At 48.2% G+C, this 24,476-nt stretch carries 20 protein-coding genes and 1 pseudogene; 20 read left to right on the top strand and 1 reads right to left on the bottom strand.

Features of this window, described 5'->3' with window-relative positions:
• Positions 1-15: 15 nt before the first annotated feature.
• The 7 genes from ung to hflX all read left to right on the top strand — a co-directional run bounded on the left by ung (position 16) and on the right by hflX (position 8,826).
• Positions 16-684 carry a uracil-DNA glycosylase gene (ung, locus tag HDCHBGLK_RS10970; RefSeq protein ID WP_004605644.1) on the top strand — a complete coding sequence of 223 codons (669 nt, stop codon included), beginning with the start codon at positions 16-18 and terminating at the stop codon, positions 682-684.
• A 17-nt stretch (positions 685-701) separates the two neighbouring features.
• The gene (gene lpdA, locus HDCHBGLK_RS10975; protein ID WP_004605645.1) at positions 702-2,129 is read left to right on the top strand and encodes a dihydrolipoyl dehydrogenase; all 1,428 of its coding nucleotides are present in this window, start codon (positions 702-704) and stop codon (positions 2,127-2,129) included.
• Positions 2,130-2,331: 202 nt separating this feature from the next.
• Entirely contained in the window at positions 2,332-4,605 is a 2,274-nt protein-coding gene (locus tag HDCHBGLK_RS10980) for a heavy metal translocating P-type ATPase (protein WP_004605646.1), read from the top strand.
• A 150-nt stretch (positions 4,606-4,755) separates the two neighbouring features.
• Positions 4,756-5,115 (top strand): ArsR/SmtB family transcription factor, encoded by a 360-nt coding sequence (locus HDCHBGLK_RS10985; RefSeq protein WP_004605647.1) that lies wholly within the window; start codon positions 4,756-4,758, stop codon positions 5,113-5,115.
• 31 nt (positions 5,116-5,146) lie between these two features.
• The gene (locus HDCHBGLK_RS10990; RefSeq protein WP_004605648.1) at positions 5,147-7,009 is read left to right on the top strand and encodes a heavy metal translocating P-type ATPase; all 1,863 of its coding nucleotides are present in this window, start codon (positions 5,147-5,149) and stop codon (positions 7,007-7,009) included.
• 8 nt (positions 7,010-7,017) lie between these two features.
• On the top strand, positions 7,018-7,542 hold the full coding sequence (locus HDCHBGLK_RS10995) for a tetratricopeptide repeat protein (RefSeq protein ID WP_004605649.1): 525 nt from the start codon (positions 7,018-7,020) through the stop codon (positions 7,540-7,542).
• 3 nt (positions 7,543-7,545) lie between these two features.
• Positions 7,546-8,826 carry a GTPase HflX gene (hflX, locus tag HDCHBGLK_RS11000; protein ID WP_004605650.1) on the top strand — a complete coding sequence of 427 codons (1,281 nt, stop codon included), beginning with the start codon at positions 7,546-7,548 and terminating at the stop codon, positions 8,824-8,826.
• On the opposite strand, the gene HDCHBGLK_RS11005 is transcribed toward hflX, so the two are convergent.
• Positions 8,775-9,617 (bottom strand): AraC family transcriptional regulator, encoded by an 843-nt coding sequence (locus HDCHBGLK_RS11005; RefSeq protein ID WP_004605651.1) that lies wholly within the window; start codon positions 9,615-9,617, stop codon positions 8,775-8,777. The genes hflX and HDCHBGLK_RS11005 overlap by 52 nt on opposite strands.
• A gap of 160 nt (positions 9,618-9,777) precedes the next feature.
• Here HDCHBGLK_RS11005 and dapF point away from each other — a divergent pair, with 160 nt between their 5' ends.
• The 13 genes and pseudogenes from dapF to ftsX all read left to right on the top strand — a co-directional run bounded on the left by dapF (position 9,778) and on the right by ftsX (position 24,463).
• Positions 9,778-10,635, top strand: a complete 858-nt coding sequence (dapF, locus tag HDCHBGLK_RS11010) for a diaminopimelate epimerase (RefSeq protein WP_004605652.1) — start codon at positions 9,778-9,780, stop codon at positions 10,633-10,635.
• A gap of 27 nt (positions 10,636-10,662) precedes the next feature.
• Positions 10,663-14,087 (top strand): annotated as a pseudogene (gene addB / locus HDCHBGLK_RS20015) (helicase-exonuclease AddAB subunit AddB).
• 3 nt (positions 14,088-14,090) lie between these two features.
• The gene (addA, locus tag HDCHBGLK_RS11020; protein WP_004605654.1) at positions 14,091-17,693 is read left to right on the top strand and encodes a helicase-exonuclease AddAB subunit AddA; all 3,603 of its coding nucleotides are present in this window, start codon (positions 14,091-14,093) and stop codon (positions 17,691-17,693) included.
• Entirely contained in the window at positions 17,690-17,956 is a 267-nt protein-coding gene (locus tag HDCHBGLK_RS11025; protein WP_004605655.1) for a DUF1294 domain-containing protein, read from the top strand. The genes addA and HDCHBGLK_RS11025 overlap by 4 nt, the downstream gene beginning before the upstream one ends.
• A gap of 366 nt (positions 17,957-18,322) precedes the next feature.
• Positions 18,323-18,646 (top strand): PadR family transcriptional regulator, encoded by a 324-nt coding sequence (locus HDCHBGLK_RS11030; protein ID WP_004605656.1) that lies wholly within the window; start codon positions 18,323-18,325, stop codon positions 18,644-18,646.
• On the top strand, positions 18,643-19,329 hold the full coding sequence (locus HDCHBGLK_RS11035) for a DUF1700 domain-containing protein (protein ID WP_004605657.1): 687 nt from the start codon (positions 18,643-18,645) through the stop codon (positions 19,327-19,329). Before HDCHBGLK_RS11030 ends, HDCHBGLK_RS11035 begins: the two co-directional genes overlap by 4 nt.
• A 2-nt stretch (positions 19,330-19,331) precedes the next feature.
• Positions 19,332-20,180: a DUF4097 family beta strand repeat-containing protein gene (locus HDCHBGLK_RS11040; RefSeq protein ID WP_004605658.1), complete on the top strand. Its 849-nt coding sequence runs from the start codon at positions 19,332-19,334 to the stop codon at positions 20,178-20,180.
• Between the two features lie 49 nt (positions 20,181-20,229).
• Positions 20,230-20,424, top strand: a complete 195-nt coding sequence (locus tag HDCHBGLK_RS11045; protein ID WP_004605659.1) for a PspC domain-containing protein — start codon at positions 20,230-20,232, stop codon at positions 20,422-20,424.
• 127 nt (positions 20,425-20,551) lie between these two features.
• A complete protein-coding gene (locus HDCHBGLK_RS11050) occupies positions 20,552-20,746 on the top strand; it encodes a small, acid-soluble spore protein, alpha/beta type (protein ID WP_004605660.1) in 195 nt (64 codons plus the stop codon).
• Positions 20,747-20,856: 110 nt separating this feature from the next.
• Positions 20,857-21,555 (top strand): WecB/TagA/CpsF family glycosyltransferase, encoded by a 699-nt coding sequence (locus HDCHBGLK_RS11055; RefSeq protein WP_039909392.1) that lies wholly within the window; start codon positions 20,857-20,859, stop codon positions 21,553-21,555.
• Between the two features lie 218 nt (positions 21,556-21,773).
• Positions 21,774-22,862 (top strand): PucR family transcriptional regulator, encoded by a 1,089-nt coding sequence (locus HDCHBGLK_RS11060; RefSeq protein WP_004605662.1) that lies wholly within the window; start codon positions 21,774-21,776, stop codon positions 22,860-22,862.
• A 16-nt stretch (positions 22,863-22,878) separates the two neighbouring features.
• Positions 22,879-23,565, top strand: coding sequence for a cell division ATP-binding protein FtsE (ftsE, locus tag HDCHBGLK_RS11065; RefSeq protein WP_004605664.1), 687 nt, complete (start codon positions 22,879-22,881; stop codon positions 23,563-23,565).
• Positions 23,555-24,463, top strand: coding sequence for a permease-like cell division protein FtsX (ftsX, locus tag HDCHBGLK_RS11070; protein ID WP_004605665.1), 909 nt, complete (start codon positions 23,555-23,557; stop codon positions 24,461-24,463). Before ftsE ends, ftsX begins: the two co-directional genes overlap by 11 nt.
• The last annotated feature ends 13 nt before the right edge of the window (positions 24,464-24,476 follow it).

A 24,476-nucleotide genomic window follows, 5' to 3' on the forward strand; every position in this document is an offset into this window, starting at 1 on the left:
GGAAGGAATTAGAATATGGCAGCGATTAATAATGACTGGCTCGAGGCTCTAAATGATGAGTTTAAGAAGCCGTATTACAAGAAGTTATTTGCGACAGTAAACCAGGAGTATAAGACCAGGCTGATTTTCCCGCCGGCAGACGATGTCTTCAATGCATTTCATCTGACGCCACTACATAAAGTAAAGGTAGTGATTCTGGGACAGGATCCCTACCATAACAATGGGCAGGCTCATGGGCTGTGCTTTTCCGTGAAAAAAGGAGTGGAGATTCCGCCATCCCTGGTGAACATCTATCAGGAACTTCATGATGATCTCGGATGCGCCATCCCGGAACATGGATGCCTGACCAAGTGGGCCGAGCAGGGCGTCCTTATGCTGAATACGGTTCTGACCGTACGCGCCCATCAGGCGAATTCCCACAGGGGAATCGGCTGGGAAGAATTTACAGATGCCGCGATCATGGCTTTAAATGGCCAGGACAGGCCTATCGTATTCATCCTATGGGGGAGCCCTGCACAGCAGAAGGCAAAAATGCTTAATAATCCGAAGCATTTGATCCTAAAAGCGCCCCATCCAAGCCCGTTATCCGCATTCAGAGGATTCTTTGGAAGCAGGCCATTTGGCAAGACCAACGCATTTCTTGAGGCACATGGGATAGAGCCGATTGACTGGCAGATTGATTAGAAATAGGGAGGTATGTAATGGGAAAACAATATGATCTGATTATTATCGGCGCCGGCCCGGGCGGGTATGTTGCCGCCAAGAAGGCAGCGAAGCTTGGAATGTCGGTAGTGATTATTGATAAAGGAGACGTGGGCGGGACCTGCATCAACAGGGGATGCATTCCCACAAAAGCCCTGGTGCACGCGGCAATGCTGTACCGGGAGATGACAGAATGCGAAAAGTTCGGGCTGTCAGCAGAGAAGGTCGGGTTCGACCTGCAGAAGATATATGAGTATAAGGATCTTTCCGCGGCCCGGATGCGGGAGGAACTGGAAAAAGAATTTAAAGAACTTGGGGTAGTCAGCGTAAGGGGAAACGCAACTATCCAGAGCGACAAAAAGGTCAGGGTAGTTACTCCAAAGAAGGAAGAAGTGTACTATTATGGCAAGTATATCCTGATCGCTACCGGAGCAAAAGCCCGCACGATCGATATTCCTGGTCTGGACCTTCCTGGAGTCATGACCAGCGAAGAATTGCTGACGTCCAATGAGAGCCAGTACCGCAGGCTGCTGATTCTGGGCGGGGGGGTTATCGGAATCGAGCTGGCGACCGTATTCAATGCGCTTGGCAGCGAAGTGACGATCGTAGAAGTATCAGACAGGCTGCTTCCCAATATGGACAGCGAATTTTCATCTGCGTTGGAAGAAATCCTTACGAACCGCGGAATCAGCATTTATAGGGAAAGCATACTGGAAAGGGTGACACAGCAGGAGGATGGCGTAGGATGCCATTTTGTGTATAAAGGGGAGAATAAGCAGGTTGACGTGGATGCTGTCCTGGTATCCGTAGGAAGGGTTGCGAATACGGAAGGACTCTTTGATCCGGATGTCCGTGTCAAGATGGAAAATGGAAGGATTATCGTAGATGACTTTTACATGACCAATATTCCGGGGATCTATGCCATCGGCGATGTTACCGGAGGAATCCAGCTGGCTCATGTGGCTTCAGCTCAGGCAACCTATGTAGTGGAAAGGATGAACGATGTAGAGCCGTCCGTCATTATCGAGATGGTACCCAGTTGCCTGTTTGCCTCTATTTCCATCGTACCCAGCTGTCTGTACACGGATCCGGAGATTGCGTCAGTGGGGATTACGGAAGAAGAGGCCCGAAGAAAGGGGATTTCCCTTCGCTGCGGCAAATATATCATGGATGTAAATGGACAGTCTATTATTTCCAAGGAAGAGCAGGGATTCATAAAAGTACTGTTCGCGGCCGACAGCGATGTACTTTTGGGCGCCCAGCTGATGTGCCAGAGGGCAACCGACATGATTGGTGAATTGGCTACGGCCATAGCGAACGGCCTGACTTCTTCCCAGTTAATGTATGCGATGCGCGCCCATCCTACGTTCAACGAGGCCATTTCCTGCGCGGTCGAAAACAGCAGGGAGCAGGCTTCCAGATGGTAGTGGACTTGGGATGGGTTCCATTTTGATTAATAGAGTTTTTAAGATTTGCGCCATGGACGAAAATCCATGGTGTTTTTTCATTCCTTTTTCAAGATTATATATTGACAATCCATAATGAAGTGCATATAATATAAATGAACATATGAATAACTGTTCATATGTTCATGCGAAGTCATAACAATCATTCAGGAGGATTTGAGATATGAAAGAAGTAGAAAGAGTGCCGGGAACGCCGGGCCACGAAGCGTGCGGATGCGGCCATGAGCACCATCATGAGCATGGGCATGAAGAGCATGAGCACCACCATCATGAACACGAAGAAGCAGCATCCCGGGAGACGGTTCCAATGCCGGAGGGTGTTGAAAAGAGAGTGTATATTCTTGAGAATCTGGGCTGTGCCAATTGTGCGGCCAAGATGGAGCGCATGATCAGGGAACTTCCAGGGGTTAGGATGGCTACCATTACGTACGCCACGAAGCAGCTGGCAGTAGCGGCAGACCATCAGGAAGCATTGCTTCCGGAATTCAGAAGAATATGCGCATCCATTGAGGAAGGCGTAACGGTGACGCCAAGGGATTATACGCCTGTAAAAAAGCAGGAAAAGACCAGCGTTATCCAGGATAAGAAGGCGGATATCCTGGCCATAGCCGTGGGGGCTGTGATGTTTGTGGCAGGAGAAGTGATAGAGCATCTTTATCCGGCATCCTTGATCAGTGCAATACTGTTTATAGCGGCATACGTGATCCTGGGCCTTGGCATTATCTGGACGGCAGTTAAGAATCTCGCAAAGGGGCACGTGTTTGATGAGAACTTCCTAATGAGCGTGGCAACGCTGGCGGCATTCGCCATCGGTGACTTTGCGGAAGCGGTAGGCGTTATGCTGTTCTACCGGGTTGGAGAACTGTTTGAAGATATTGCGGTAAGCCGCAGCAGATCCCAGATCATGGAAGCGGTTGATCTGAGACCTGAAGTTGTAAACATTGTCCATGGAGACGAAGCAGAGAGCATCCCGGCCCAGGATGCAAAGGTGGGGGATATTATCCTGATCCGTCCGGGCGACCGGATTCCATTAGACGGCGTCATCGTTGAAGGAAGAAGCCAGATCGATACCTCGCCGGTTACCGGGGAGCCGGTTCCGGTAAACGTATATCCGGGAACTGAAGTCTACTCCGGCTGCGTAAATGACCAGGGGGTTCTGAAGATGGAGGTAAAAAAGCCTCTCAGCGAGTCTATGGTCACCCGAATATTGGATTCCGTAGAAAATGCGGCTGCCAGCAAGCCGAAGATCGACCGCTTCATTACCAAGTTCGCCAGGATCTATACTCCGGTGGTCGTAGCGGTCGCAGTTGCTACGGCAGTCATCCCTTCGCTGGTTACCGGCGAGTGGAATCACTGGATCTATACGGCGATTACGTTCCTGGTAATCAGTTGTCCATGCGCTCTGGTACTCAGCGTTCCTCTGGCCTTCTTCTCGGGAATCGGCGCAGGCTCTAAGAGGGGAATTCTCTTTAAAGGGGGAGTAGCCATTGAAGCGCTTAAGGATGTAAAGGCTATCGTTATGGATAAGACGGGAACCATAACGAAGGGAAACTTTGTCGTACAGCAGGTGGTTTCCTTGAAAAAATTGACGCAGAAGCAGATTCTCACAATAGCTGCGGACTGCGAACTTAGTTCGACGCACCCCATCGGTACCAGCATCGTGTCGGCGGCAAGGGAGAAGAACCTGGAACTTTCCAGTCCGAAAGAAGCAGAGGAAATCTCGGGCAAGGGGATTCGCGCCGTGTTCCCGGAAGGAACCGTGCTGTGCGGTAGCAAGGGGCTTCTGGAAAAATACGGAGTGGATGTCAGCGAATATAAGTCGGACCTGTATGGCACAGAAGTGCTGGTAGCGGTAGATGGCGAATTGGAAGGCTATCTGGTGGTCGCAGATGTAATCAAGCCGGAAGCAGGGGCATCCGTGAAGCGTATGAAGTCGCAGAATCTGATTACGGCTATGCTGACAGGAGATGCCAGGGACAATGCCATGGCAGTTGCAAAAGAGACCGGGATTGACGAAGTCCATGCCCAGCTCCTGCCGGAAGATAAATTAAGCCATTTAAAGCAGATCCGTAAGGAACATGGCTCCGTCATGTTCGTAGGCGATGGCATCAACGATGCGCCGGTTCTTGCAGGGGCAGATGTAGGCGCTGCCATGGGGAACGGGGCGGATGCCGCGATCGAGGCGGCGGATGTGGTATTCATGACATCCTCGGTGGATGCCATACCGGAAGCGGTTTCCATTGCAAGGAAGACCGGGAAAATCGCCATGCAGAATGTAGTATTCGCGCTGGCCATCAAATTCCTTATCATGATTCTTGGATTCACAGGCTATGCCAATATGTGGATGGCGGTATTTGCCGACACAGGCGTTGCAATGCTTTGCGTACTGAATTCAATCCGGATACTGTACGCCAGTCAAAAAAGTGGCAATGCATAAGAAATAGTTACGAAAATATTAATTTTAATTCATTTAATGCCAAATGGTTGAAATAACAATCACCATTTGGCATAATTAATAAATGAGTGAATATTTATACCTATTGGATCATACCGCGATAGGGCTTATAATGTTGAAAGGAAGGAATGTATGAAGAAGACAGAAGTAGAGTGCTGCGATATTACATGCATTCATGATGATAAAGTCCGTACAGTCCGGCAGAGGATGCCGGAGGAAGAACGGTTAAAAGAACTGGCGGATTTTTACAAAGTGTTTGCGGATGCTACCAGAATCAAGATTTTGTGGATTCTGCTGGAATCAGAGATGTGCGTCTGCGACCTGGCAGAGATTCTGGGGATGACCCAGTCGGCCATCTCGCATCAGCTTAGAGTCTTAAAGCAGATGAAGCTGGTAAAGAATAGAAGAGACGGGAAGACAGTATACTATTCATTGGCCGATGGCCATATCCAGACGATAATCAGTCAGGGAATGGAGCATATCGCGGAATAGTTTTCATATAGTTATCAAAAAGGACAATATTATGACCGAGGAATTGAAGAAAAGGTGTATCATTTATGCGGTGGGGGTGTTTGTGTACGTATGCGGGATAGCGGTGACCATCCAGTATACGATGACCGACCGGGCAAAGTTCATATGGTTTCTGGCGGCATACCTGATTGTAGGCTTTGATGCCTTTAAGGTGCTGGAAGAGAAGCTGGCGCAGAAGAAGTTCCTGACAGAGTATACGCTGATTATACTTGCTACGATTGGGGCTTTTGGCGTGGCAAGATATGTAGAGGGCGTACTTGTTATGCTCTTATTTGAATTGGGAATGATGTTTGAAGCCTATTCCACGGACAGCGCCAAGCGTTCCATCAAGGAATTGATCGATATCCGGCCGGAATACGCGACACGCAAGGTACACGGGAAAGAATTCAAGGTGGATCCTTCCGCGCTGAAACTAGGCCATATTATTGTAATCAAGCCGGGAGAACGCATCCCTGTGGATGCGGTTGTCGTCTCCGGAACAACAAGCATCGATACAAAGGCTTTGACAGGAGAAGCCATGCCTCAGTCCGCATGGCCGGGAGACCGGATATATAGCGGATGCATCAACCTCAACGGGGTGATCGAGGCAAAGGTCACGGCGCTGTATGTTGACTCTACCGTAACCAAGATTATGGAGATGGTAGAAGAGGCCCAGGAGAAAAGAGCGGAAAGCGAAGATTTTATTACAAGGTTCTCAAGAATCTATACGCCGGCAATGCTGGTGTGCGCCTTGCTGGTCATGATCTATCCGCCCCTTACATTTTCCTATGGGAATTGGGATACCTGGATCTACAGAGGATTGATCTTCCTCGTAGTGGCGTGCCCCTGCGGGCTGGTCATGTCCATTCCGATTGCTTTCCTTGGCGGCATTGCGTCAGCAGCCAGACAGGGGATCGTAATCAAGGGCGGCAACTATCTGGAGGACCTTTCCAAGGCAGATACCTTCGTGTTTGACAAGACAGGAACGCTGACGGAGGGCATATTCAAGGTGAAGGAAGTAAAGGCAGTGGGGATGGACAATGACGAGCTGCTTCGCATAGCGTCCCATGTGGAGAGTTATTCTAACCACCCGATCGCCCAGTCCCTGTCAGAAGCCTATGGAAAAGAGATCAATAAGAGCAAGGTATACCGGATGCGCGAGATGCCGGGATATGGCGTCAATGCGACCTTTGAGGGAGAGCGCGTCTATGTGGGAAATAAGCGGCTGATGGATCGTCAGAAGGTTCTCTGCGATGAAGTAAGCCGGAATGGAACCGTCGTCTATGTTGCGATTGGCAAGAAATATGCCGGATATATCGTCATTGCGGATTCTGTCAAGGAAGATGCAAAGACGACGCTTCAATACTTGAAGGAAAAGTGCAAGGCAGTACTGGTAATGCTTACCGGAGATACCAAGAGCAGCAGCCTGGAAGTAGCCAGGAGGCTGAAGATAGACTATGCGTATGCGGAACTGATGCCAGAGGATAAATTAGAACAGCTGGAGGACTTTTTGGACCTTCAGGATTCTACCGAACGTCTGGTATGTGTCGGGGATGGAATCAATGATGCGCCGGTCCTTGCAAGAGCTGACGTGGGGATTGCCATGGGCGCGCTGGGGTCGGCGGCGGCAATTGAGGCGGCTGATATTATATTGATGGAAGATGAATTGCCAAGAATCGTGGACGCGATCAAGATTGCGAAGGAGACCTTAAGAGTAGTCAGCCAGAATATTTCTTTTGCATTGATTGTTAAGGTGCTGATCCTGATACTTGCCACAATTGGCTATTTTGGAATGTGGGAAGCAATTCTGGCTGAAGTCGGCGTAATGTTCGCGGCGATCCTGAATGCCGTCTGGGTTGTCCGTTATACTGTTTAGGAGGATATATGAAGTATATGAAGATAGCCCTGTCTGTGATGGCTGCTGCCATTGTATTGACAGGCTGTGTAAAAAATCCATCTGAAAAAGGAGTAGAATATCTGGAAGATGGAAAATATAAAGAAGCGATCGAACAGTTCCAGGATGCAATCGATTCGGAAGTGAATGCAGGAGATGCATACAGAGGAATCGGAATTGCAAAATGGGAGCAGGAAGACTATGAGGGAGCAAAAGAAGCGTTTCAGAACGCGCTTGACAATGGTGCCAAGAAGACTGGCACCATCTATAATTTTATGGGAAACTGCGATATGAAGCTCTCCAGGCCGGAATCTGCCCTTAACTATTTCCGCCTTGGCATCGGCCAGGAGGATAGCAGCGAGGAACTCAAAAAAGAGATGCACTTTAACATGATCGTAGCATATGAACAGATGAAGGATTGGGAAAGTGCGAAGGCCAAACTAAAGGAATACCTGGCAGAGTATCCGGACGATGAAGCAGCAAAAAAAGAATTGGAATTTCTGGAGACAAGATAATATATGGGAAATATGATTGATTTGGAAAAAGAGACCGAACGGGTCATCCTGGTAGGCGTCAGCGTGACGGATGAGGATGACACCCAGAAGTCGTTAGAGGAATTGAAGGATCTGGCTTCCACTGCCGGGGCGGCTACCGTGGGCGTGGTGATTCAAAACCGGGAGCAGGTTCATCCGGGCACCTATGTAGGCAAGGGAAAGATAGAAGAGATCAAAGGTCTGATGTGGGAACTGGAAGCGACCGGGATTATCTGTGATGATGAACTATCCCCGGCGCAGATGAAGAACCTTCAGGATGAGCTTGACGCAAAGGTGATGGATCGGACGCTGGTCATACTCGATATATTTGCGTCCCGGGCTTCTACCAGCGAAGGTAAGATTCAGGTAGAACTAGCCCAGTTAAAATACCGCCAATCCAGGCTTACCGGTTTTGGCACGGCGCTTTCCAGGCTGGGAGGCGGCATAGGTACCAGAGGGCCGGGAGAGAAGAAGCTGGAGATGGATCGGAGGCTGATCAAGGGGCGGATCGCCCAGCTGAACCGGGAATTGAGAGACGTGAAGCGTCACCGGGAGGTCACAAGAGAGCAGAGAAGCCGCAACCGGATTCCGGTGGCGGCCATCGTAGGATATACCAATGCAGGAAAGTCCACGCTTCTTAACACGCTGACAGGGGCAGGAATCCTGGCAGAGGACAAGCTGTTTGCAACCCTTGACCCAACCACCAGGGAATTGAAGCTTCCCAGCGGACAGGAGATACTGCTTACGGATACGGTAGGATTTATCCGCAAGCTGCCACATCATCTGATAGAGGCTTTTCGAAGCACGCTGGAAGAAGCCAGGTATGCGGATATCATTCTACATGTAGTAGATGCGGCCAATCCCCAGATGGACGAGCAGATGTATATCGTATATGAGACGCTTCAGAATCTTGGAGTGACGGATAAGCCGATTGTTACCATATTCAACAAGCAGGACAAGGCACAGGACGATGTCATCATCCGGGACTTTCATGCAGATTATACGGTCAAGATCTCCGCAAAGACAAGGGAAGGGATACCGGAACTTCTCAAGACTATTGAGGCAGTGCTCAGACAGCAGAAGGTTGCCATTGAGAATCTCTATCCTTATCAGGATGCGGCAAAGATACAGATGATCCGAAGATTCGGGGAACTGCAGGAAGAAGAATACCGGGAGGACGGCATCTTTGTCAGGGCTTATGTACCTGTGGATATCTATGAAAAAGTCAAGGTTTCCCGGGGGGATTCGCCGAAAAGCGCCTTATAAGAGCGGGAGAATGTGGAGTAATCCTTGAATCCGCAGTCAAAACAGGCCTGCGTGCTAGGCACGCCGGATAATATCAAGTCTTTTGCTAGCAGGAGCCGCTTCTGGGAGATATAGCGTCCCATAGTATAGCCGGTCTCCTGCTTGAATAGTCTCATCATATAATATTTGCTGATGTAGAAGGTGTCCGCCAGATGGTCTATGCTCAGATCCCTGCCAAGATTCTCGTTGATATAGCGCAGGATATCCAGAACCTTCACGTTGCAGTTGTCGGTATCAATGAATTCCAGCCGGTTCTTTCTCGCGGCGCGGTTCAGATGTATCATGAATTCCAGGAATAGGACCTGGCGGTATAATCCGGCTGCATATCCATCGTCGGAAAAGGATTTTTCCAACTGGGTGATGAAGCGGAACAGAGAACTTCTCTCCAGGGATGGGATGCGAAGAACGTTGGAATGCTCTTCTTCGGCTTTCTGAAAGCAGTAGCTAAGATCATAGGAATCCGTCTGATAGGCATTGATGAAATTGGGCGATATATATACGATGATCCGTTCATATACGGTAGAATTATCTACAATCAGGCGGTGGATGTCATTGTGCTTTACCAGCACGATATCATAAGGGATGAGTTCATATGATTTTCCTTCCACCATGTAATTGACATTTCCTTTGATAAATATGGTGATCTTGTCAAAGTCGTGATAATGGTATTCCACCTCCCGGGTCTCCTGATCCGTAAGGTGGAACAGCCGGAATTCGCTATTTAAGTATCCTTTTTTTACATATTGTTCCATAAGGGCGCCTCCTTCTTAGAGTTTATCTTATAGCAAGAGAGCATTATTTGCAATATACTAAGCACGATTTGTGTTGAAATGGGAAATAATGCCTGATATGATAGAGATATAATAACGGGGAACAATAAGGACAATCCCAATGGAAAGACGGAGGTATGTTATGAAGGTTGTGTTGGAACGTTATCATGGGCTGGGAAATGATTATGTTGTATTTGACCCTAATAAGAATGAACTGGAACTTACATCGGAAAATGTAAGAATGATCTGTGACCGTAATGAAGGACTTGGCTCAGACGGCGTGCTGGAAGGACCAATCCTGAAAGAAGATGGAATGTATGTAAAAGTCTGGAATCCGGATGGAAGCGAGTCAGAGACCAGCGGAAACGGAGTCAGGATCTTCGCGAAATATCTCAAGGACGCAAGTTACGTACAGAAGAAAAATTTTAAACTCTATACAGGCAACGGACCTGTGGAAATTACATTCCTGAATGAAGACGGCAGCCGCCTTCGCGTATCCATGGGAAAACTGTCTTTCTGGAGCGACGATATTCCGGTTACAGGAGAGCGCCGGGAAGTCATCAATGAAGATATGGTATTTGGAAGAACCTTGTATCCGGTTACTTGCGTATCCATCGGCAACCCGCACTGCGTTATCCCGATGCGGGAGATCTCGAAGCCGCTGGTATGCAAGATTGGCGATTACGCAGAACTAGCAAGATACTTCCCCAAACGGATCAATACACAGATTATGAAGGTGATTGATAAAGAGCATGTGGCAATCGAGATCTATGAAAGAGGCGCAGGCTATACGCTGGCTTCAGGAACCGGCGCATGCGCCGCCGCCGGAGTAGCCTATAAGCTGGGAATGACCAACAACAAGGTCATAGTACAGATGCCGGGCGGCGAGCTTCAGGTCGAGATTGAAGAGGACTGGAACGTATTTATGACAGGCGACGTGTTCTATGTGGCAAAGATTACCCTGAGCAATGAGTTTGTTGAAAAATTAAGAGCGGTATAATATACTAAGGCATAGGGAGGAAAACCTATGCCTTTACAATTTATATTCGGGCCGTCAGGCTCGGGAAAATCATATCACCTATACCATCAGATAATTGACGAATCTAGGATCCATCAGGAGCAGAATTATATCGTCCTTGTGCCGGAGCAGTTTACGATGCAGACGCAGAAGGATCTGGTCAATATGCACCCCTGCCATGGAATCATGAATATTGACGTGTTAAGTTTTGTCAGGCTGTCTTACCGCGTGTTCGAAGAGACGGGCGGAGGGACGCTGCCTGTTCTGGACGATGAAGGCAAGAACCTGATTCTTAGAAAGATTGCCGGAGACTACGAAGGGGAACTCAAGGTTCTGGGGGGAATATGAAGAAGCTTGGGTACGTCAGCGAGGTGAAGTCGGTCATCTCCGAGTTCGCCCAATATGACATTACGGAAGAAGAACTTGAACGCGTCATGGAGACGGCGGGAGAGGAATCCAGGCTATACTACAAACTGAAAGACATCCAGGTGCTTTACAGAGGATTCATGGAGTATCTGGAAAAGAAATATATTACAAAAGAGGAACTGCTGGATGTTCTAAGCCAGATGGTCTGCAAGTCTGACATGCTCAAGAACAGCACGGTAGTGCTGGACGGGTTTACCGGCTTTACACCGGTGCAGAACAGGCTGCTTCTGGAACTTATGATCCATTGCCGCAAGGTTGTGATTACGGTGACCATGGATGACCGGGAAGATCCTTACGTCTATCAGCACCCATACCAACTCTTCGGGCTTGGAAAACATATGGTGACCACGCTGATGCGGCTTGCCAGAGATCATAGAATAGCGGTTGACGAACCGGTCTGCCTGTATGGCAGGCCTCCTTATCGTTTTAAAGATCATGATTCCCTGGCTTTTCTGGAAAGAAACCTGTTCCGCTATCATGGGAAGGGATTCGGAAAAGAGCCGGAGTCGATCGGCATTCATGTGACAAGAAATCCGAAGGAGGAGGCCATGGCCGTGGCAGGAGCAATTCGGGCGCTGGTAAGGAAAGAAGGATATCGTTACCGGGAGATTGGCGTCATCGTAAGCAATATGGACGTGTACGGAGATGATCTGGAGCAAGCCTTTGCCATGTATGAGATTCCGGCTTTTATGGATCATAAGAGAAGCATACTGCTGAATTCCTTTGTCGAGTATATCAGAAGCCTGCTTGACATGGCAGAACAGAATTTTACTTATGAAAGCGTGTTCCGGTTTCTTCGGACCAACCTGGCAGGGTTTAACTTTGATGAAGTGGACAGGTTAGAGAACTATGTCATTGGCCTGGGGATCAAAGGCTATAAAAGGTGGCAGGAGAAATGGGTACGCCGCTTGAAGGGAATGGAAGAAGAGGAATTGGAGGCGTTGAACCACTGCCGCATAATACTGGTAGAGAAGGTAGACGGCCTGCTCTATGTACTGAAGCAGAGAAGCAAGACGGTGCGCGACATTACCATGGCTCTGTATGAATTCATGGTGCGCGAGGATCTGCAGGTGAAACTTGCGGCTTTGGAAGAACGGTTTCAGGCAGAAGGGAAACTGGCGCTTGCAAAAGAATACGCCCAAGTATACAGGATAGTAATAGAACTGTTCGACAAATTCGTAGAACTTCTGGGGGATGAAAAGGTCAGTTTGAATGAATACTGCAAGCTGCTGGATGCCGGCCTGGAAGAAGCGAGAGTAGGCGTAATCCCGCCCAGTGTTGACCAGGTGGTGGCAGGAGACGTGCAGCGGACCAGGCTTAAGGATATCAAGGCGCTGTTCTTCGTGGGAGCCAATGACACATATCTTCCGGGGTCATTGCTTCGAACCGGGCTCCTGTCCGAAAGGGATCGGGAAAAATTTGCCAGGGAGAGGCTTTCTTTGTCGCCGGGAGGCAAGGAACAGGCCTATATCCAGAAGTTTTATCTCTATATGAATCTTACAAAGCCGTCCGAACAGCTGAATATCTATTACAGCAAGGTATCTGCGGACGGCAAGAGCATCCGTCCGTCTTATCTGATACAGGAATTGAGACGGCTATTTCCATTGCTTTCGGTGCAGGATGAGGAAGGCCGCGCGCTTGCGCTGCGGGAGATTACGGAGAAGATGGGAATTGGCTATCTGATTCGCGGTTTTCAGGGAAATGGGGAAGGCATGGACGCAGCATGGAAAGAACTCTATACCTGGTACAAGAAGAGCCCTAAGTGGCAGAGCAAGGTGGAGAGCCTGATAAAAGCCGGGTATTACCGCCGGCCTATGGATGGATTGACAGAGGCCGTTGCCAAAAGGCTTTATGGGGAAGAATTTGAAGACAGTATTACCAGAATGGAAAGGTTCCAGACTTGCGCGTTTGCCCACTTCCTGACCTATGGGCTGAATCTTCAGGAAAGGCAGGAGTATGATTTCCAGGCGGTGGATATGGGAAATGTGTGCCATAACGCGCTTGAGCGCTTTTCCCGGAAGGTTGAAAAAGAAGGCTGCGGCTGGGTTGGATTAAAAGAGGAGAAGCGGGCTTCCTTCATTGACGAAAGCGTGGAAGAGGCGATCACGGACTATGGCAATTCGGTATTGTATAGTTCCGCAAGGAATGAATATATGATCGTGCGCATGAAGCGCATGCTGGAGCGTACGGTGTGGGCGCTTACCAAGCAGCTGTCTGCCGGGGACTTCCAGCCTTCTGCCTATGAATTCCGGTTTGCGAACGGCAAGATCGACCGGATTGATACCTGCGAGGATGGGGATAAGGTCTATGTAAAGGTGCTGGATTACAAGACCGGAAGCAAGGCGTTCGATGTGGTGGCCCTGTATCATGGACTCCAGCTGCAGTTGATGGTGTATATGGAAGCGGCGGTAAAAGCGGAGCAGAAAAAGCATAAGGAGCAGGAAGTCGTTCCGGCTGGCGTGTTCTATTACCGGATCCAGGATCCGCTTGTTGACAAGCAGGAAGAGGCAGCGGTGGAAGAGGCGCTATTGAAGGAATTGAAGCCGGATGGAATGATTAATCTCAAAGATGAGGTGCTTCAGCATCTGGAACACCGGACGGAAGGGGAATCCCTGGCAGTTCCGGTGAAGTTTAACAAGAACGGAAGCCTGGCAAAGAGTTCCAAGGCCGTGCCGGAGGAAGAATTCCAGATCATGATGCGGCATGCGGCAAGAAAAGTAGAAGAAACCCGCCAGAGCATCTTAAGAGGAGAGACGAAGGCCTCGCCATACAGAAGAGGCCAGGAGACCGGCTGTGATTACTGCAAGTACCGGCACGTATGCGGATTTGATGTGAAGGTTCCGGGATATGCTTACCGGGATATCGGAAAGATGAGCAAAGAAGAAGCGATCGCGGCTATGAACCAGGCCGCGTCTGGCTCGACAGTAAACGGCAAGAATGCAGATAGAAAGAGTGCAGATAAAAAGAATGCAGATGGCAGGGAAGCCGCTTCGAAAGGAGAAGAATAGGTCATGAAAGTTACGTGGACAAAGGAACAGCAGAAAGTCATAGACCTGAGAAATAGGAATATTCTCGTATCAGCTGCGGCAGGCTCTGGCAAGACGGCCGTCCTGGTGGAACGCATTATTACCATGCTCACGGAGGATGAAAGCCCGGTAGATGTAGATCGGCTGCTGATCGTAACATTTACGGAGGCAGCGGCGGCGGAGATGAAGGAACGTATCCGCAATGCCATTGAGAAGAAACTGGAAGAATACCCGGGTAACGAGCATCTCAAGCAGCAGGCCACTTTGATACACAATGCGCAGATTACGACGATTCACAGTTTCTGCCTGTCGGTGATCCGGGATCATTTTCACGCGATTGACATTGATCCCGGCTTTCGGATTGGAGAGGAAGGCGAACTAAAACTTCTGCGACATGACGTGCTGGAAGATATGCTGGAGGATCGGTACCAGCGGAATGAGCAGAGATTCCTGGACTTCGCTGCTGCTTATGGCGGCGGGAGAAGCGATAAGAAGGTGGAAGAACTAGTGCTGAAAATCTATGAGTATTCCAGGAGTTATCCGGATAGTGAAGGATGGCTGTCCTCCTGCTTGGAGGCCTATAAAGCGGACAGCCTTCTTGAATTGGAGAAAAGCGGCTATATTCTTCTGGTGATGGATAATGTGAGACGGTATCTGGACGACGCCGGAAGGCTTCTTAATAAGGGGCTTGATATCTGCAATGCCCCGGATGGACCTGCGGTCTATGAAGCGGCTCTTAGGAGCGATCTGCGGATAATCGAAGAACTACGGGAAACGCGCTCGTTTACGGAACTTGGAGAAAAGATGAATAGCGTAAAGTGGATGAGGCTTGCAGCCAACCGGGATAAGGCGGTGTCGGAGGAAAAGGCAGCCAAGGTAAAGGCGATCCGGGAGGAGGTAAAGGGGCTGGTCAAAGATCTGGCCGGCCAGTATTTTTGTCAGGACGCGCCGGGAATTCTTGAAGACCTTCAGATCTGCCGTCCTGCGATGGAGGAACTGGCAAGCCTTGTCCGAGAGTTCGCCGAAAGATTCGAAGAAAAGAAGCGCTCCAAAAATATGATTGACTTCTCTGATATGGAACAGTACGCGCTGAGGATTCTTACCGATAAGTCGGACGAAGGATTTGTCCCTTCTGTCATTGCCAGGGAGTACCAGCAGCAGTTCTTAGAAATCATGATTGATGAATATCAGGATAGCAATCTGATACAGGAAGCCATCCTAACCAGCATCTCTACCGTGTCTGAGGGACGTTATAACATATTCATGGTCGGGGATGTAAAGCAGAGCATCTACCGATTCCGCTTATCCAGGCCGGAACTTTTTATGGAGAAATTTAATACTTATGATACGGATGACAGCAAGACGCAGAGAATCGACCTTCATAAGAACTTCCGCAGCCGACGGGAAGTGCTGGAAGGAGTCAACTATATCTTCCGCCAGATCATGACCCGGGAACTGGGGGGCATCGTCTATGACGACCAGGCAGCGCTGTATGTGGGCGCGGATTATAAAGATGGAGAAAATATGGAGACAGAGGTGCTGGTCATTGACAGCAACGTGGATGCATGGGAAGATGAGGCGCAGGCCGTCCGGGGAATTACGGAACGGGAATTGGAGGCCAGGGCGATCGCCGGGCGTATCCGGGAATTAATCCATCACCACCAGGTGACGGACAAGAAGACCGGGGAATTCAGACTGGCGCGCTATTCGGATATTGTCATACTGACCCGCAGCATAAAAGGATTTGCGGATGTATTTACGGAGGTGTTGAGCAAAGAAGGAATTCCAACCTATGCAGGCACCAGAGAAGGATATTTCGCAACCCAGGAGATTGGGGTGATTCTGGATTATCTGCGTGTCCTGGATAACCAGAGGCAGGACATCCCGCTGGCGGCGGTGCTGGCCTCGCCGATCGGCGCTATGACGGAGGAAGAACTGGCGATTATAAGAAGCAGTTATAAAGAACGGCCCTTCTTCCAGGCGGTATCAGACTATCTTGCAGGAGGCGAAGATGAGTCCATCCGTGGCAAACTGGGCCGGTGCCTGGGCCAGATGGAGGCATTTCGCAAGGTGGTTCCTTATACGCCTATGCATGAACTGCTGCATATGGTGCTGGAGAAGACCGGCTACGGCGATTATGCCTGCGCCATGCCGGGAGGCGAGCAGAGAAAGGCCAATCTTGACATGCTGGCAGAGAAGGCAAGGGTTTTTGAATCCACCAGTTATAAGGGGCTGTTCCATTTTATACGCTATATAGAACAATTGCAGAAGTATGACGTGGATTATGGGGAAGCAAGTATTGAAGATGAGCAGTCTGACACGGTGCGTATTATGACCATTCACAAGAGCAAAGGACTGGAATTTCCCATTGTGTTCGTAGCCGGAATGGGGAAACGGTTCAATATGCAGGATGCCAGAAGCAGCGTGGTTCTCCATTCAAAAATGGGCGTGGGCCTGGACGCGATTCATATTGCCAACAGGACGAAAAGTCCAAGCCTTGTAAAAAAGATTATCCAGAAGGAAGAAGCATTGGACAGCCTGGGCGAAGAATTAAGGGTCCTCTATGTGGCATTAACTAGGGCTAAGGAGAAATTGATCATTACGGGAACTATTCCAAATCTGGAGAAGAAGATGCCGCTCTATGAGATGGGGATTACATTTGGCCGTCTTAGCAAGGCATCTACTTATTGGGACTGGATTCTTCCGGCAGTATCCAGCGTACCGCCCGAGGTTCCTATCGCAGTAAAAAGGATAGCATTTGACGATATTGTAAAAGAAGAAGTCATAGAAGAGACTGCCGGAAGGATGACCAGAGCGATGCTGGAAGCATGGAATACCAGCCAGGTCTATGATCCGGCCATGCATGAGGCGATAAAAGAGCAGTTTGGATATCAGTATCCATATGCTGGAAGCGGAATGCAGAAATTGAAATTTACCGTTTCCGAACTTAAGAAGAGAATCTATCTGAAGGATAGCCTGGGCGAAGAATTGGACGAAACGGGCGAACTATTATATGAAGAGCCTGAAGTAGTTCCGCTCATTCCAAGATTCCTTAAGGAAGAGGAAGAACTGACAGGGGCTTCCAGAGGTACGGCATACCACCGCCTGATGGAACTTCTGGATCTTGCACAGGATTACGGGGAAGCGGAACTGGCGGACGCAGTGAGCGCATACGTGGAAGAAGGAAAGATGGACGCGGATATGGCTGCCTGCATACGGCACGGCGATATCCTGGGCTTTCTAAATGGCGGGGCAGGAAGGCGAATGAAAGCGGCTGCCCGGGCAGGCACCCTATGGAGAGAGCAGCCCTTCGTGCTGGGGGTGGACGCCAGAGAAATGTACCCCGAAGAACAGGAAGGCGAGCTGATCCTGGTACAGGGAATCATAGATGCTTACTTTGAAGAGTCGGACGGGCTGGTAGTCCTGGACTATAAGACAGACCAGATATATACGCCGGAAGGACTGATAGAACGATACCATTCCCAGCTGGACTACTATGCGAAGGCGCTGGAGCAGCTGACACACAAAAAGGTTAAGGAGAAGATTATCTACTCCTTTACTATAAAGAAAGAGATTCGATTGCCATGACACAGATATTAGCTGCATATATAATACTCATAAATATTGTTACATTCTGGGTGTTCGGACATGACAAGCGCCAAGCCAGGAACAAAGGCTGGCGCGTGCCGGAGAAGACCCTCTTCCTTTTGGCGGCAGCCGGAGGGAGCATTGGCGCTATAGCAGGAATGCAGATATTCCGCCATAAGACCAGACACTGGAAGTTCCGCCTGGGAATGCCGCTGATATTGGGAGCGCAGTGTGTGGCGGGGTGGTGGATTTTGGGGACGTAGGATTGTGGGAGAAATCGCCTGGAAGCCGCAAGAAGTACATATTCCTATCATTTTGCTCAATGCTGCTTTGGGGCTAAGTTCCAAAGATTTCTATTGCTAAACTTCCGCTACTAAAATAAATCCGGTGAAAAGTGTAAACTAACGCAGGCACACCTCGCAGAATTGCCAAAAAATTGCCGGTAGCCTCCCCGCCCTCCCCGCCCTCCCCGGCGTACCACAATCCCCAATTCCCAAAATTCCACAAAAATATTCTCACAAAAAATATAATATGTGTTGACAAATCATATTATACGACATATAATATGACCATCAAAACAATATTGTAATGAAAGATATATTATAAAATTCCAGCAAAGGAGTGAGAATATGGTATTTAACACTGGAGCCGCTCTTCTGGACGCCATAGTACTGGCGGTCGTATCCAGGGAGAAGGAAGGGACTTACGGATATAAGATTACCCAAGACGTAAGAAAGGCTATTGAAGTATCAGAATCAACATTATATCCTGTGCTAAGGAGGCTGCAGAAAGACGAATGTCTGGAAGTATATGATAAGCAGTTTGACGGACGCAACCGGCGCTATTATAAGGTGACGGAAAAAGGTATGGCGCAGTTGAATTTATATCGGGTAGAATGGAGAAATTATTCTTTGAAGATTAATGAATTGTTTGAGGGAGGTGTGACTGCATGAACCGCATAGAGTTTATGACAGAATTAGCCGCATTATTACAGGATGTGCCGGTCGAAGAACGCAGAGAGGCGATGCAGTATTATAACGATTATTTTGATGATGCGGGAGACGAGAATGAAGAGCAGGTGATATCTGAATTAGGAAGCCCTGCAAAGGTGGCGGCCACGATCAAGGCCGATCTGGGAAGCCAGGCCGGCGATTACACGGAGTATTCGGAGAATGGATATACCGACTCCAGGTTTGACCAGAAGGAGATGCCGGCAGGCAGGGCCTATCAGAGGAAGGAAGAGAAAGAACCGCCAAAAACCAGCAGAGCGCTGAAGATCGTACTGATTATCGCGATCATTCTGGTTGGAGCGCCAGTTCTGATTCCGCTGGGAGTAGGGATAACGTTGGCGGTGCTTGGATGCGTAATTGCGTTGTTCTGCGCTTTTATAGCGCTGGTAGTTGCATCCGTGGCAGTGGCGATTGTAGGGATCGTGGTATTCGGTGTTGGAATCGCTACATTGATTCCGGAACTTGCCGTAGGATTGGCGCTAGTAGGAACAGGACTGATACTGACGGTGCTGGGCGTGATAGCAACCGTAGCAAGCGTGAAACTTTGCCTGGTAGTATTCCCGGGGATCTGTAGAGGAATCGTATGGATCTGCCGCAGGCCGTTTCAAGGAAAGGCGGTGGCATAAGCATGAAAAAGGGATGGAAGATATTCTGGATAGTATGCGCGGTAACGGCAGCGATTGGTTTTGTGTGCTGTGTGATCGCCAAGGTACTGGGTGTTACGACGGATATGATAGAAGGACGTTTTCCCCATGGTATAGTGGTATTTTCCCACAACTATACGGTGGATGATTATATCAATGACGATGATGACATACCCCTTGCGAGTGATATGAAAAATAGTTATAGCAACATAGCCGAAATGGATGTTGACATATTCGCGGGTCAGGTGAAGGTGGTGCTTTCCGACGATGCAAAAGATGTAATGGTCGAGACGAGGGGCATCAACAAGCGGCTGGGGCTTAAGTGCTATCAGGACGGCGACGAATTAAAGATAAAGTCTAAGGAAAGGATATGGCATGTCAACAATGTGGGGTCAGGAACGATTACGATTACCCTGCCCAGGGACTTAAGGCTGAATGAGGCATCCTTTGACATTGGAGCCGGTACGCTGGATATAGAAAAGATTTTTGCCCAGGATCTGTATGTAGGCGTGGGAGCAGGCGATGCGAATATCACACATTTTGAAGCAGGAGAAGTGGAATTTGACTGTGGAGCCGGAAGCATCCGTGCTAATGGAGATGCAAGGTCTAAGATCGATATTGACGGTGGAGTGGGCGAGGTTATCCTGACGGTTGCCGGAGAAGAATCCTCTTACAATTATGATATCGACTGCAAAGTAGGAGAAGTCATCTGTGGAAATACTACTTATTCGGGCTTAGCCAGCGAAAAGAATATTGACAATGGGGCTTCAAGAGATATTACGGTAGATTGCGGTGTGGGGACCATTACAATCAATTTTGGAAATGCATTATAGCGGGGGCGTTCAAGGAAACTAGACGCGTCAATGAAAGGAGAATTATAAAATGGAACAGAAAAGATTATACAGATCACGGGAAAACCGCATGATATGCGGGGTATGCGGAGGCATAGCCGATTATTTCAATGTAGACCCGACGCTGATTCGTCTGGGACTTGTGTTATTAGCTTGTACTGGTTCAGGAATCCTGGCTTATTTTATAGCGGCTATTATAATTCCTGACCAACCAAGAACATATTAATCTTCAAAGAGGGGAAAGCATCCGTACAGGGTGCTTTTTCCATGTATATGGCAGGCAGGAGGCGCTGCCAGTATATTCCAGCCAAAAGGTGTCAATACTTACTAAAAAATGAAAGGGGTATTGTACTATGGCTGGAAAGAAGAATAAACCGATCAAGCTGGATGAACTGACGCAGGAAGAAAAGATGAAATACGAGATCGCAGAAGAACTGGGACTGTTGGACAAGGTAATGCAGGAGGGCTGGAGATCACTGTCATCCAAGGAGACAGGCAGAATAGGAGGCCTGATGACGAAGAAAAGGCGGGAAGCAGAGAAAAAGTAACAAAAATATTACGAATATTAATTAGTGTGAACAATTGGTGATAAAGGTTGAAAAGAGGGTATCCATTTGCTATAATCGAAAAACTGGTAAAAATATTAGCAGGTGAAGTTATGAGCGATAAGATTAAAGTTTTAGATATTGATATAGATAACTGCACGGCCAAGGAAGCCATGAAAGAAACCATGGAGTATCTGAAGTCTGAGCCGGTAAGCGTGATAGAGATGGTTACGGTGGATGGATTGATGCAGATGGACGAATTGCCGGAACTCAAAGAGAATATGCAGGAATTCGATCTTGTACTGGCTGGGGATAAGACAATCCTGGAGGCTGCAGATATCACAGACCGCAAGTTCCTTCAGGAGACAGAAGGTCATTTGTTCCTGAAGATGTTTATGCGATACCTTCATAAGAACCATAAGAGAATCTATCTCCTGGTGGAGACGGAAGAAGAAGGCCAGGAGTTCTACGACTACCTTCAGAGATACTATAGCGGACTCCAGATTATTGGGCTGGCAAAGGTATCGGCACAGAACCGAGCAGATGATATGCTGGTCAATGCGATCAACGGCGGCGAGGTGGACTGTATCTTCGCGGCGCTGTCGGCGCCTCTTCAGGAGGACTTTATTATGAAGAACCGGAGTCTTCTGGATGCCCGTGTCTTTATCGGGCTGGGGAAGGAAAGCCTTCCGGTAAAGAAGGCAGGCCTCGGGCAGAGCAGGATCGGACAGTTCCTTATCCGGCGCATTTTCAAGAAAGAGATAGAGAAGCGCAAGCGCAGCCAGCCGAATCAATTCTCTCCCGCAAAATAAATAAGAAAATTATAAGATTTGACTTTTCGTCACTATGTACATGGACAAAAACTGAATATTTTATTAAAATCTTGAGGAAATTAACAAAAATATGTGATTTCCTCTTTATTTTTTTGTTGATATATATTAAGATAGAATTCAGTAGTATGCATTTTGGCTACTTTTTCAAGTAATTTGTTGTGAAAAATGCATATTGAAATGAGTGGAGGAGATGGAATATGATATCTAATCAAATACTTCAAAATACAATTGAAGGATTGAAAGGGATTACACGAATTGACTTCTGCGTAATGGACACCGATGGTAAATCTCTTGCAAGTACATTTTCAGAACAGGACAACTATGAAGAAGAGGCAGTCTCCTTCGTAGAATCCCCGGCAGACAGTCAGGTTGTACAGGGATATCAGTTCTTTAAGATTTTTGACGAGCATCAGTTGGAATACATCCTGCTTGCCAATGGAGGCAGCGATGATGTATATATGGTGGGAAAGATTGCCGCGTTCCAGATTCAGAATCTTTTGGTGGCTTATAAAGAACGATTTGACAAGGACAATTTCATTAAGAACTTGCTGCTTGACAACCTGCTCTTAGTGGATATTTACAACCGTGCCAAAAAATTACATATTGACACAGAAGTGAGACGTGTTATCTTTATTATTGAGACAAAGCACGAAAAGGACAGCAATGCTCTCGACAATGTGCGCAATCTGCTGGGCAATCGGACGAAGGACTTCGTAACGGCAGTTGATGAGAAGAACATCATTGTCGTAAAGGAACTGGAGCCTGGCGACGGGCATGAGGAACTGGAGAAGATCGCGCAGAACTTGTATGGGCTCCTGAAGGAAGATGGAGAAGAAGAGATTCTGATCGCCTATGGAACCATAGTCAATGACATTAAGGAAGTGTCTAAGTCTTATAAGGAAGCGAAGCTTGCCCTGGACGTTGGCAAGATATTCTTCGGGGAGCGAAGCGTAATCGCCTACAGCGCTTTGGGAATCGGACGCCTGATATACCAGTTGCCGATTCCGTTATGCAAGATGTTCATACGTGAGATTTTTGAGGGGAAATCGCCAGATGATTTTGATGAAGAGACGTTGACTACCATTAACAAATTCTTCGAAAATAATCTGAACGTATCAGAGACATCCAGACAATTATATATTCACCGTAACACATTAGTTTACCGGCTGGATAAGCTTCAGAAGAGCACGGGGCTAGATCTGCGCGTGTTTGAAGATGCCATTACATTCAAGATCGCACTTATGGTCGTGAAGTATATGAAGTATATGGAATCACTGGAGTATTAATAATCAGGAGGAAAGTATGATTGAATTAAAAGAAGTAACGAAAGAGTACTCGAAAGGGGTTGCAGCCCTGAACGGCGTTAACCTGAAGGTTGAGCAGGGTGAATTTGTATTTATCGTAGGGGACAGCGGATCAGGAAAGTCTACGCTGATACGTTTGATCATGAAGGAACTGGACCCTACATCAGGAACGATTGTCGTAAACGGACAGAACCTGAACCGGATGAAGCACAGGAAGATTCCGATGTACAGAAGAGGAATCGGAGTCGTATTCCAGGATTTCCGGCTTCTGAAGGACAGGAATATCTATGATAATATAGCATTTGCACAGCGCGTTACAGAAACGCCTACCCGAATCATCAAGAAAAAAGTGCCGGCGGCATTATCGCTGGTAGGGCTGGCCCAGAAGTACAAATCATATCCAAAGGAACTCTCCGGAGGAGAGCAGCAGCGTGTTGCCATCGCAAGAGCGATCGTAAATGAACCGGCAATCCTGCTGGCAGATGAGCCTACTGGTAACCTGGATCCGACAAATTCTTGGGAGATTATGAAACTGTTGGAAGAGGCGAATGACAGAGGAACAACCGTATTGGTTGTTACGCATAACCAGGAGATTGTAAACGAGATGAAAAAGCGAGTTGTTACAATGAAGAAGGGAGTCATTGTAAGCGACGAGAAAAAAGGTGGGTATAATAATGAGAATTAGTACAGTAGGATATTCGATGAAACAAGGGGTGAAGAACATTGGAAGAAACAAGATGTTCTCTATCGCATCCATTGCGACGATGGCAGCGTGTATCTTCCTGTTCGGCCTGTTCTACTCCATTGTCATCAACTTTAACTATATCGTGGAAAAAGCAGAAGAAGGGGTGGCGATTACCGTATTCTTTGAAGAGGATGCTACCAAGAGCCAGAAGGATAAGATTGGCGATGAACTCAAGACGGCTGATGGCGTTCTTGAAGTTAACTATATCAGCGCGGATGAAGCGTGGGATAAGTTCAAGGGCGATTATTTCGGAGAGTCAGGGGATCTTGCGGAAGGATTCAAAAGTGACAACCCGCTGGCTAATTCTGACAACTATGAAGTCTATATGGAAGACGTATCCAAGCAGAAGGATGTCGTTGCATTTGCGGAAGGCCTGGAAGGGGTCCGCAAGGTCAACAAGTCGGATGTTGTGGCAAAGACGCTGACAAGCGTGAATAAATTAGTGGGCTACGTTTCCGTGGCGATCATTGCGATCCTGCTGGCGGTATCCATATTCCTGATCAGCAATACGGTCACCATGGGTATTACGGTAAGGCGCGAGGAGATTGCCATTATGAAATACATAGGCGCGAAAGATGGATTCGTCCGGGCGCCGTTCGTGATAGAAGGTCTGATCATCGGAGCGGTGGGAGCCGTGATTCCGCTGGTGATGCTGTACTTCATGTATGACAAGGCGATTTCTTACATAATGACCAGATTCAGCCTTTTGAATAATATTGTAGACTTCCTTCCGGTGGCAACCGTCTATAAGACGCTGCTTCCAGTGGGAATCATTCTGGGAGTCGGAATCGGTTTCCTTGGAAGTTTCTTTACGATCCGTAAGCACCTGAAAGTATAATTTTTAAGGGGGA

It is taken from the genome of [Clostridium] scindens ATCC 35704, assembly GCF_004295125.1.
In the GTDB taxonomy this organism is placed as follows: Bacteria; Bacillota; Clostridia; order Lachnospirales; family Lachnospiraceae; genus Clostridium_AP; species Clostridium_AP scindens.

What these genes read in the sequence shown, in the direction of transcription:
- ung (WP_004605644.1), top strand. Translation starts at nt 16, where the DNA reads ATGGCAGCGATTAATAATGACTGGCTCGAGGCTCTAAATGATGAGTTT.
- lpdA (WP_004605645.1), top strand. Translation starts at nt 702, where the DNA reads ATGGGAAAACAATATGATCTGATTATTATCGGCGCCGGCCCGGGCGGG.
- HDCHBGLK_RS10980 (WP_004605646.1), top strand. Translation starts at nt 2,332, where the DNA reads ATGAAAGAAGTAGAAAGAGTGCCGGGAACGCCGGGCCACGAAGCGTGC.
- HDCHBGLK_RS10985 (WP_004605647.1), top strand. Translation starts at nt 4,756, where the DNA reads ATGAAGAAGACAGAAGTAGAGTGCTGCGATATTACATGCATTCATGAT.
- HDCHBGLK_RS10990 (WP_004605648.1), top strand. Translation starts at nt 5,147, where the DNA reads ATGACCGAGGAATTGAAGAAAAGGTGTATCATTTATGCGGTGGGGGTG.
- HDCHBGLK_RS10995 (WP_004605649.1), top strand. Translation starts at nt 7,018, where the DNA reads ATGAAGTATATGAAGATAGCCCTGTCTGTGATGGCTGCTGCCATTGTA.
- hflX (WP_004605650.1), top strand. Translation starts at nt 7,546, where the DNA reads ATGGGAAATATGATTGATTTGGAAAAAGAGACCGAACGGGTCATCCTG.
- HDCHBGLK_RS11005 (WP_004605651.1), bottom strand. Translation starts at nt 9,617, where the DNA reads ATGGAACAATATGTAAAAAAAGGATACTTAAATAGCGAATTCCGGCTG.
- dapF (WP_004605652.1), top strand. Translation starts at nt 9,778, where the DNA reads ATGAAGGTTGTGTTGGAACGTTATCATGGGCTGGGAAATGATTATGTT.
- addA (WP_004605654.1), top strand. Translation starts at nt 14,091, where the DNA reads ATGAAAGTTACGTGGACAAAGGAACAGCAGAAAGTCATAGACCTGAGA.
- HDCHBGLK_RS11025 (WP_004605655.1), top strand. Translation starts at nt 17,690, where the DNA reads ATGACACAGATATTAGCTGCATATATAATACTCATAAATATTGTTACA.
- HDCHBGLK_RS11030 (WP_004605656.1), top strand. Translation starts at nt 18,323, where the DNA reads ATGGTATTTAACACTGGAGCCGCTCTTCTGGACGCCATAGTACTGGCG.
- HDCHBGLK_RS11035 (WP_004605657.1), top strand. Translation starts at nt 18,643, where the DNA reads ATGAACCGCATAGAGTTTATGACAGAATTAGCCGCATTATTACAGGAT.
- HDCHBGLK_RS11040 (WP_004605658.1), top strand. Translation starts at nt 19,332, where the DNA reads ATGAAAAAGGGATGGAAGATATTCTGGATAGTATGCGCGGTAACGGCA.
- HDCHBGLK_RS11045 (WP_004605659.1), top strand. Translation starts at nt 20,230, where the DNA reads ATGGAACAGAAAAGATTATACAGATCACGGGAAAACCGCATGATATGC.
- HDCHBGLK_RS11050 (WP_004605660.1), top strand. Translation starts at nt 20,552, where the DNA reads ATGGCTGGAAAGAAGAATAAACCGATCAAGCTGGATGAACTGACGCAG.
- HDCHBGLK_RS11055 (WP_039909392.1), top strand. Translation starts at nt 20,857, where the DNA reads ATGAGCGATAAGATTAAAGTTTTAGATATTGATATAGATAACTGCACG.
- HDCHBGLK_RS11060 (WP_004605662.1), top strand. Translation starts at nt 21,774, where the DNA reads ATGATATCTAATCAAATACTTCAAAATACAATTGAAGGATTGAAAGGG.
- ftsE (WP_004605664.1), top strand. Translation starts at nt 22,879, where the DNA reads ATGATTGAATTAAAAGAAGTAACGAAAGAGTACTCGAAAGGGGTTGCA.
- ftsX (WP_004605665.1), top strand. Translation starts at nt 23,555, where the DNA reads ATGAGAATTAGTACAGTAGGATATTCGATGAAACAAGGGGTGAAGAAC.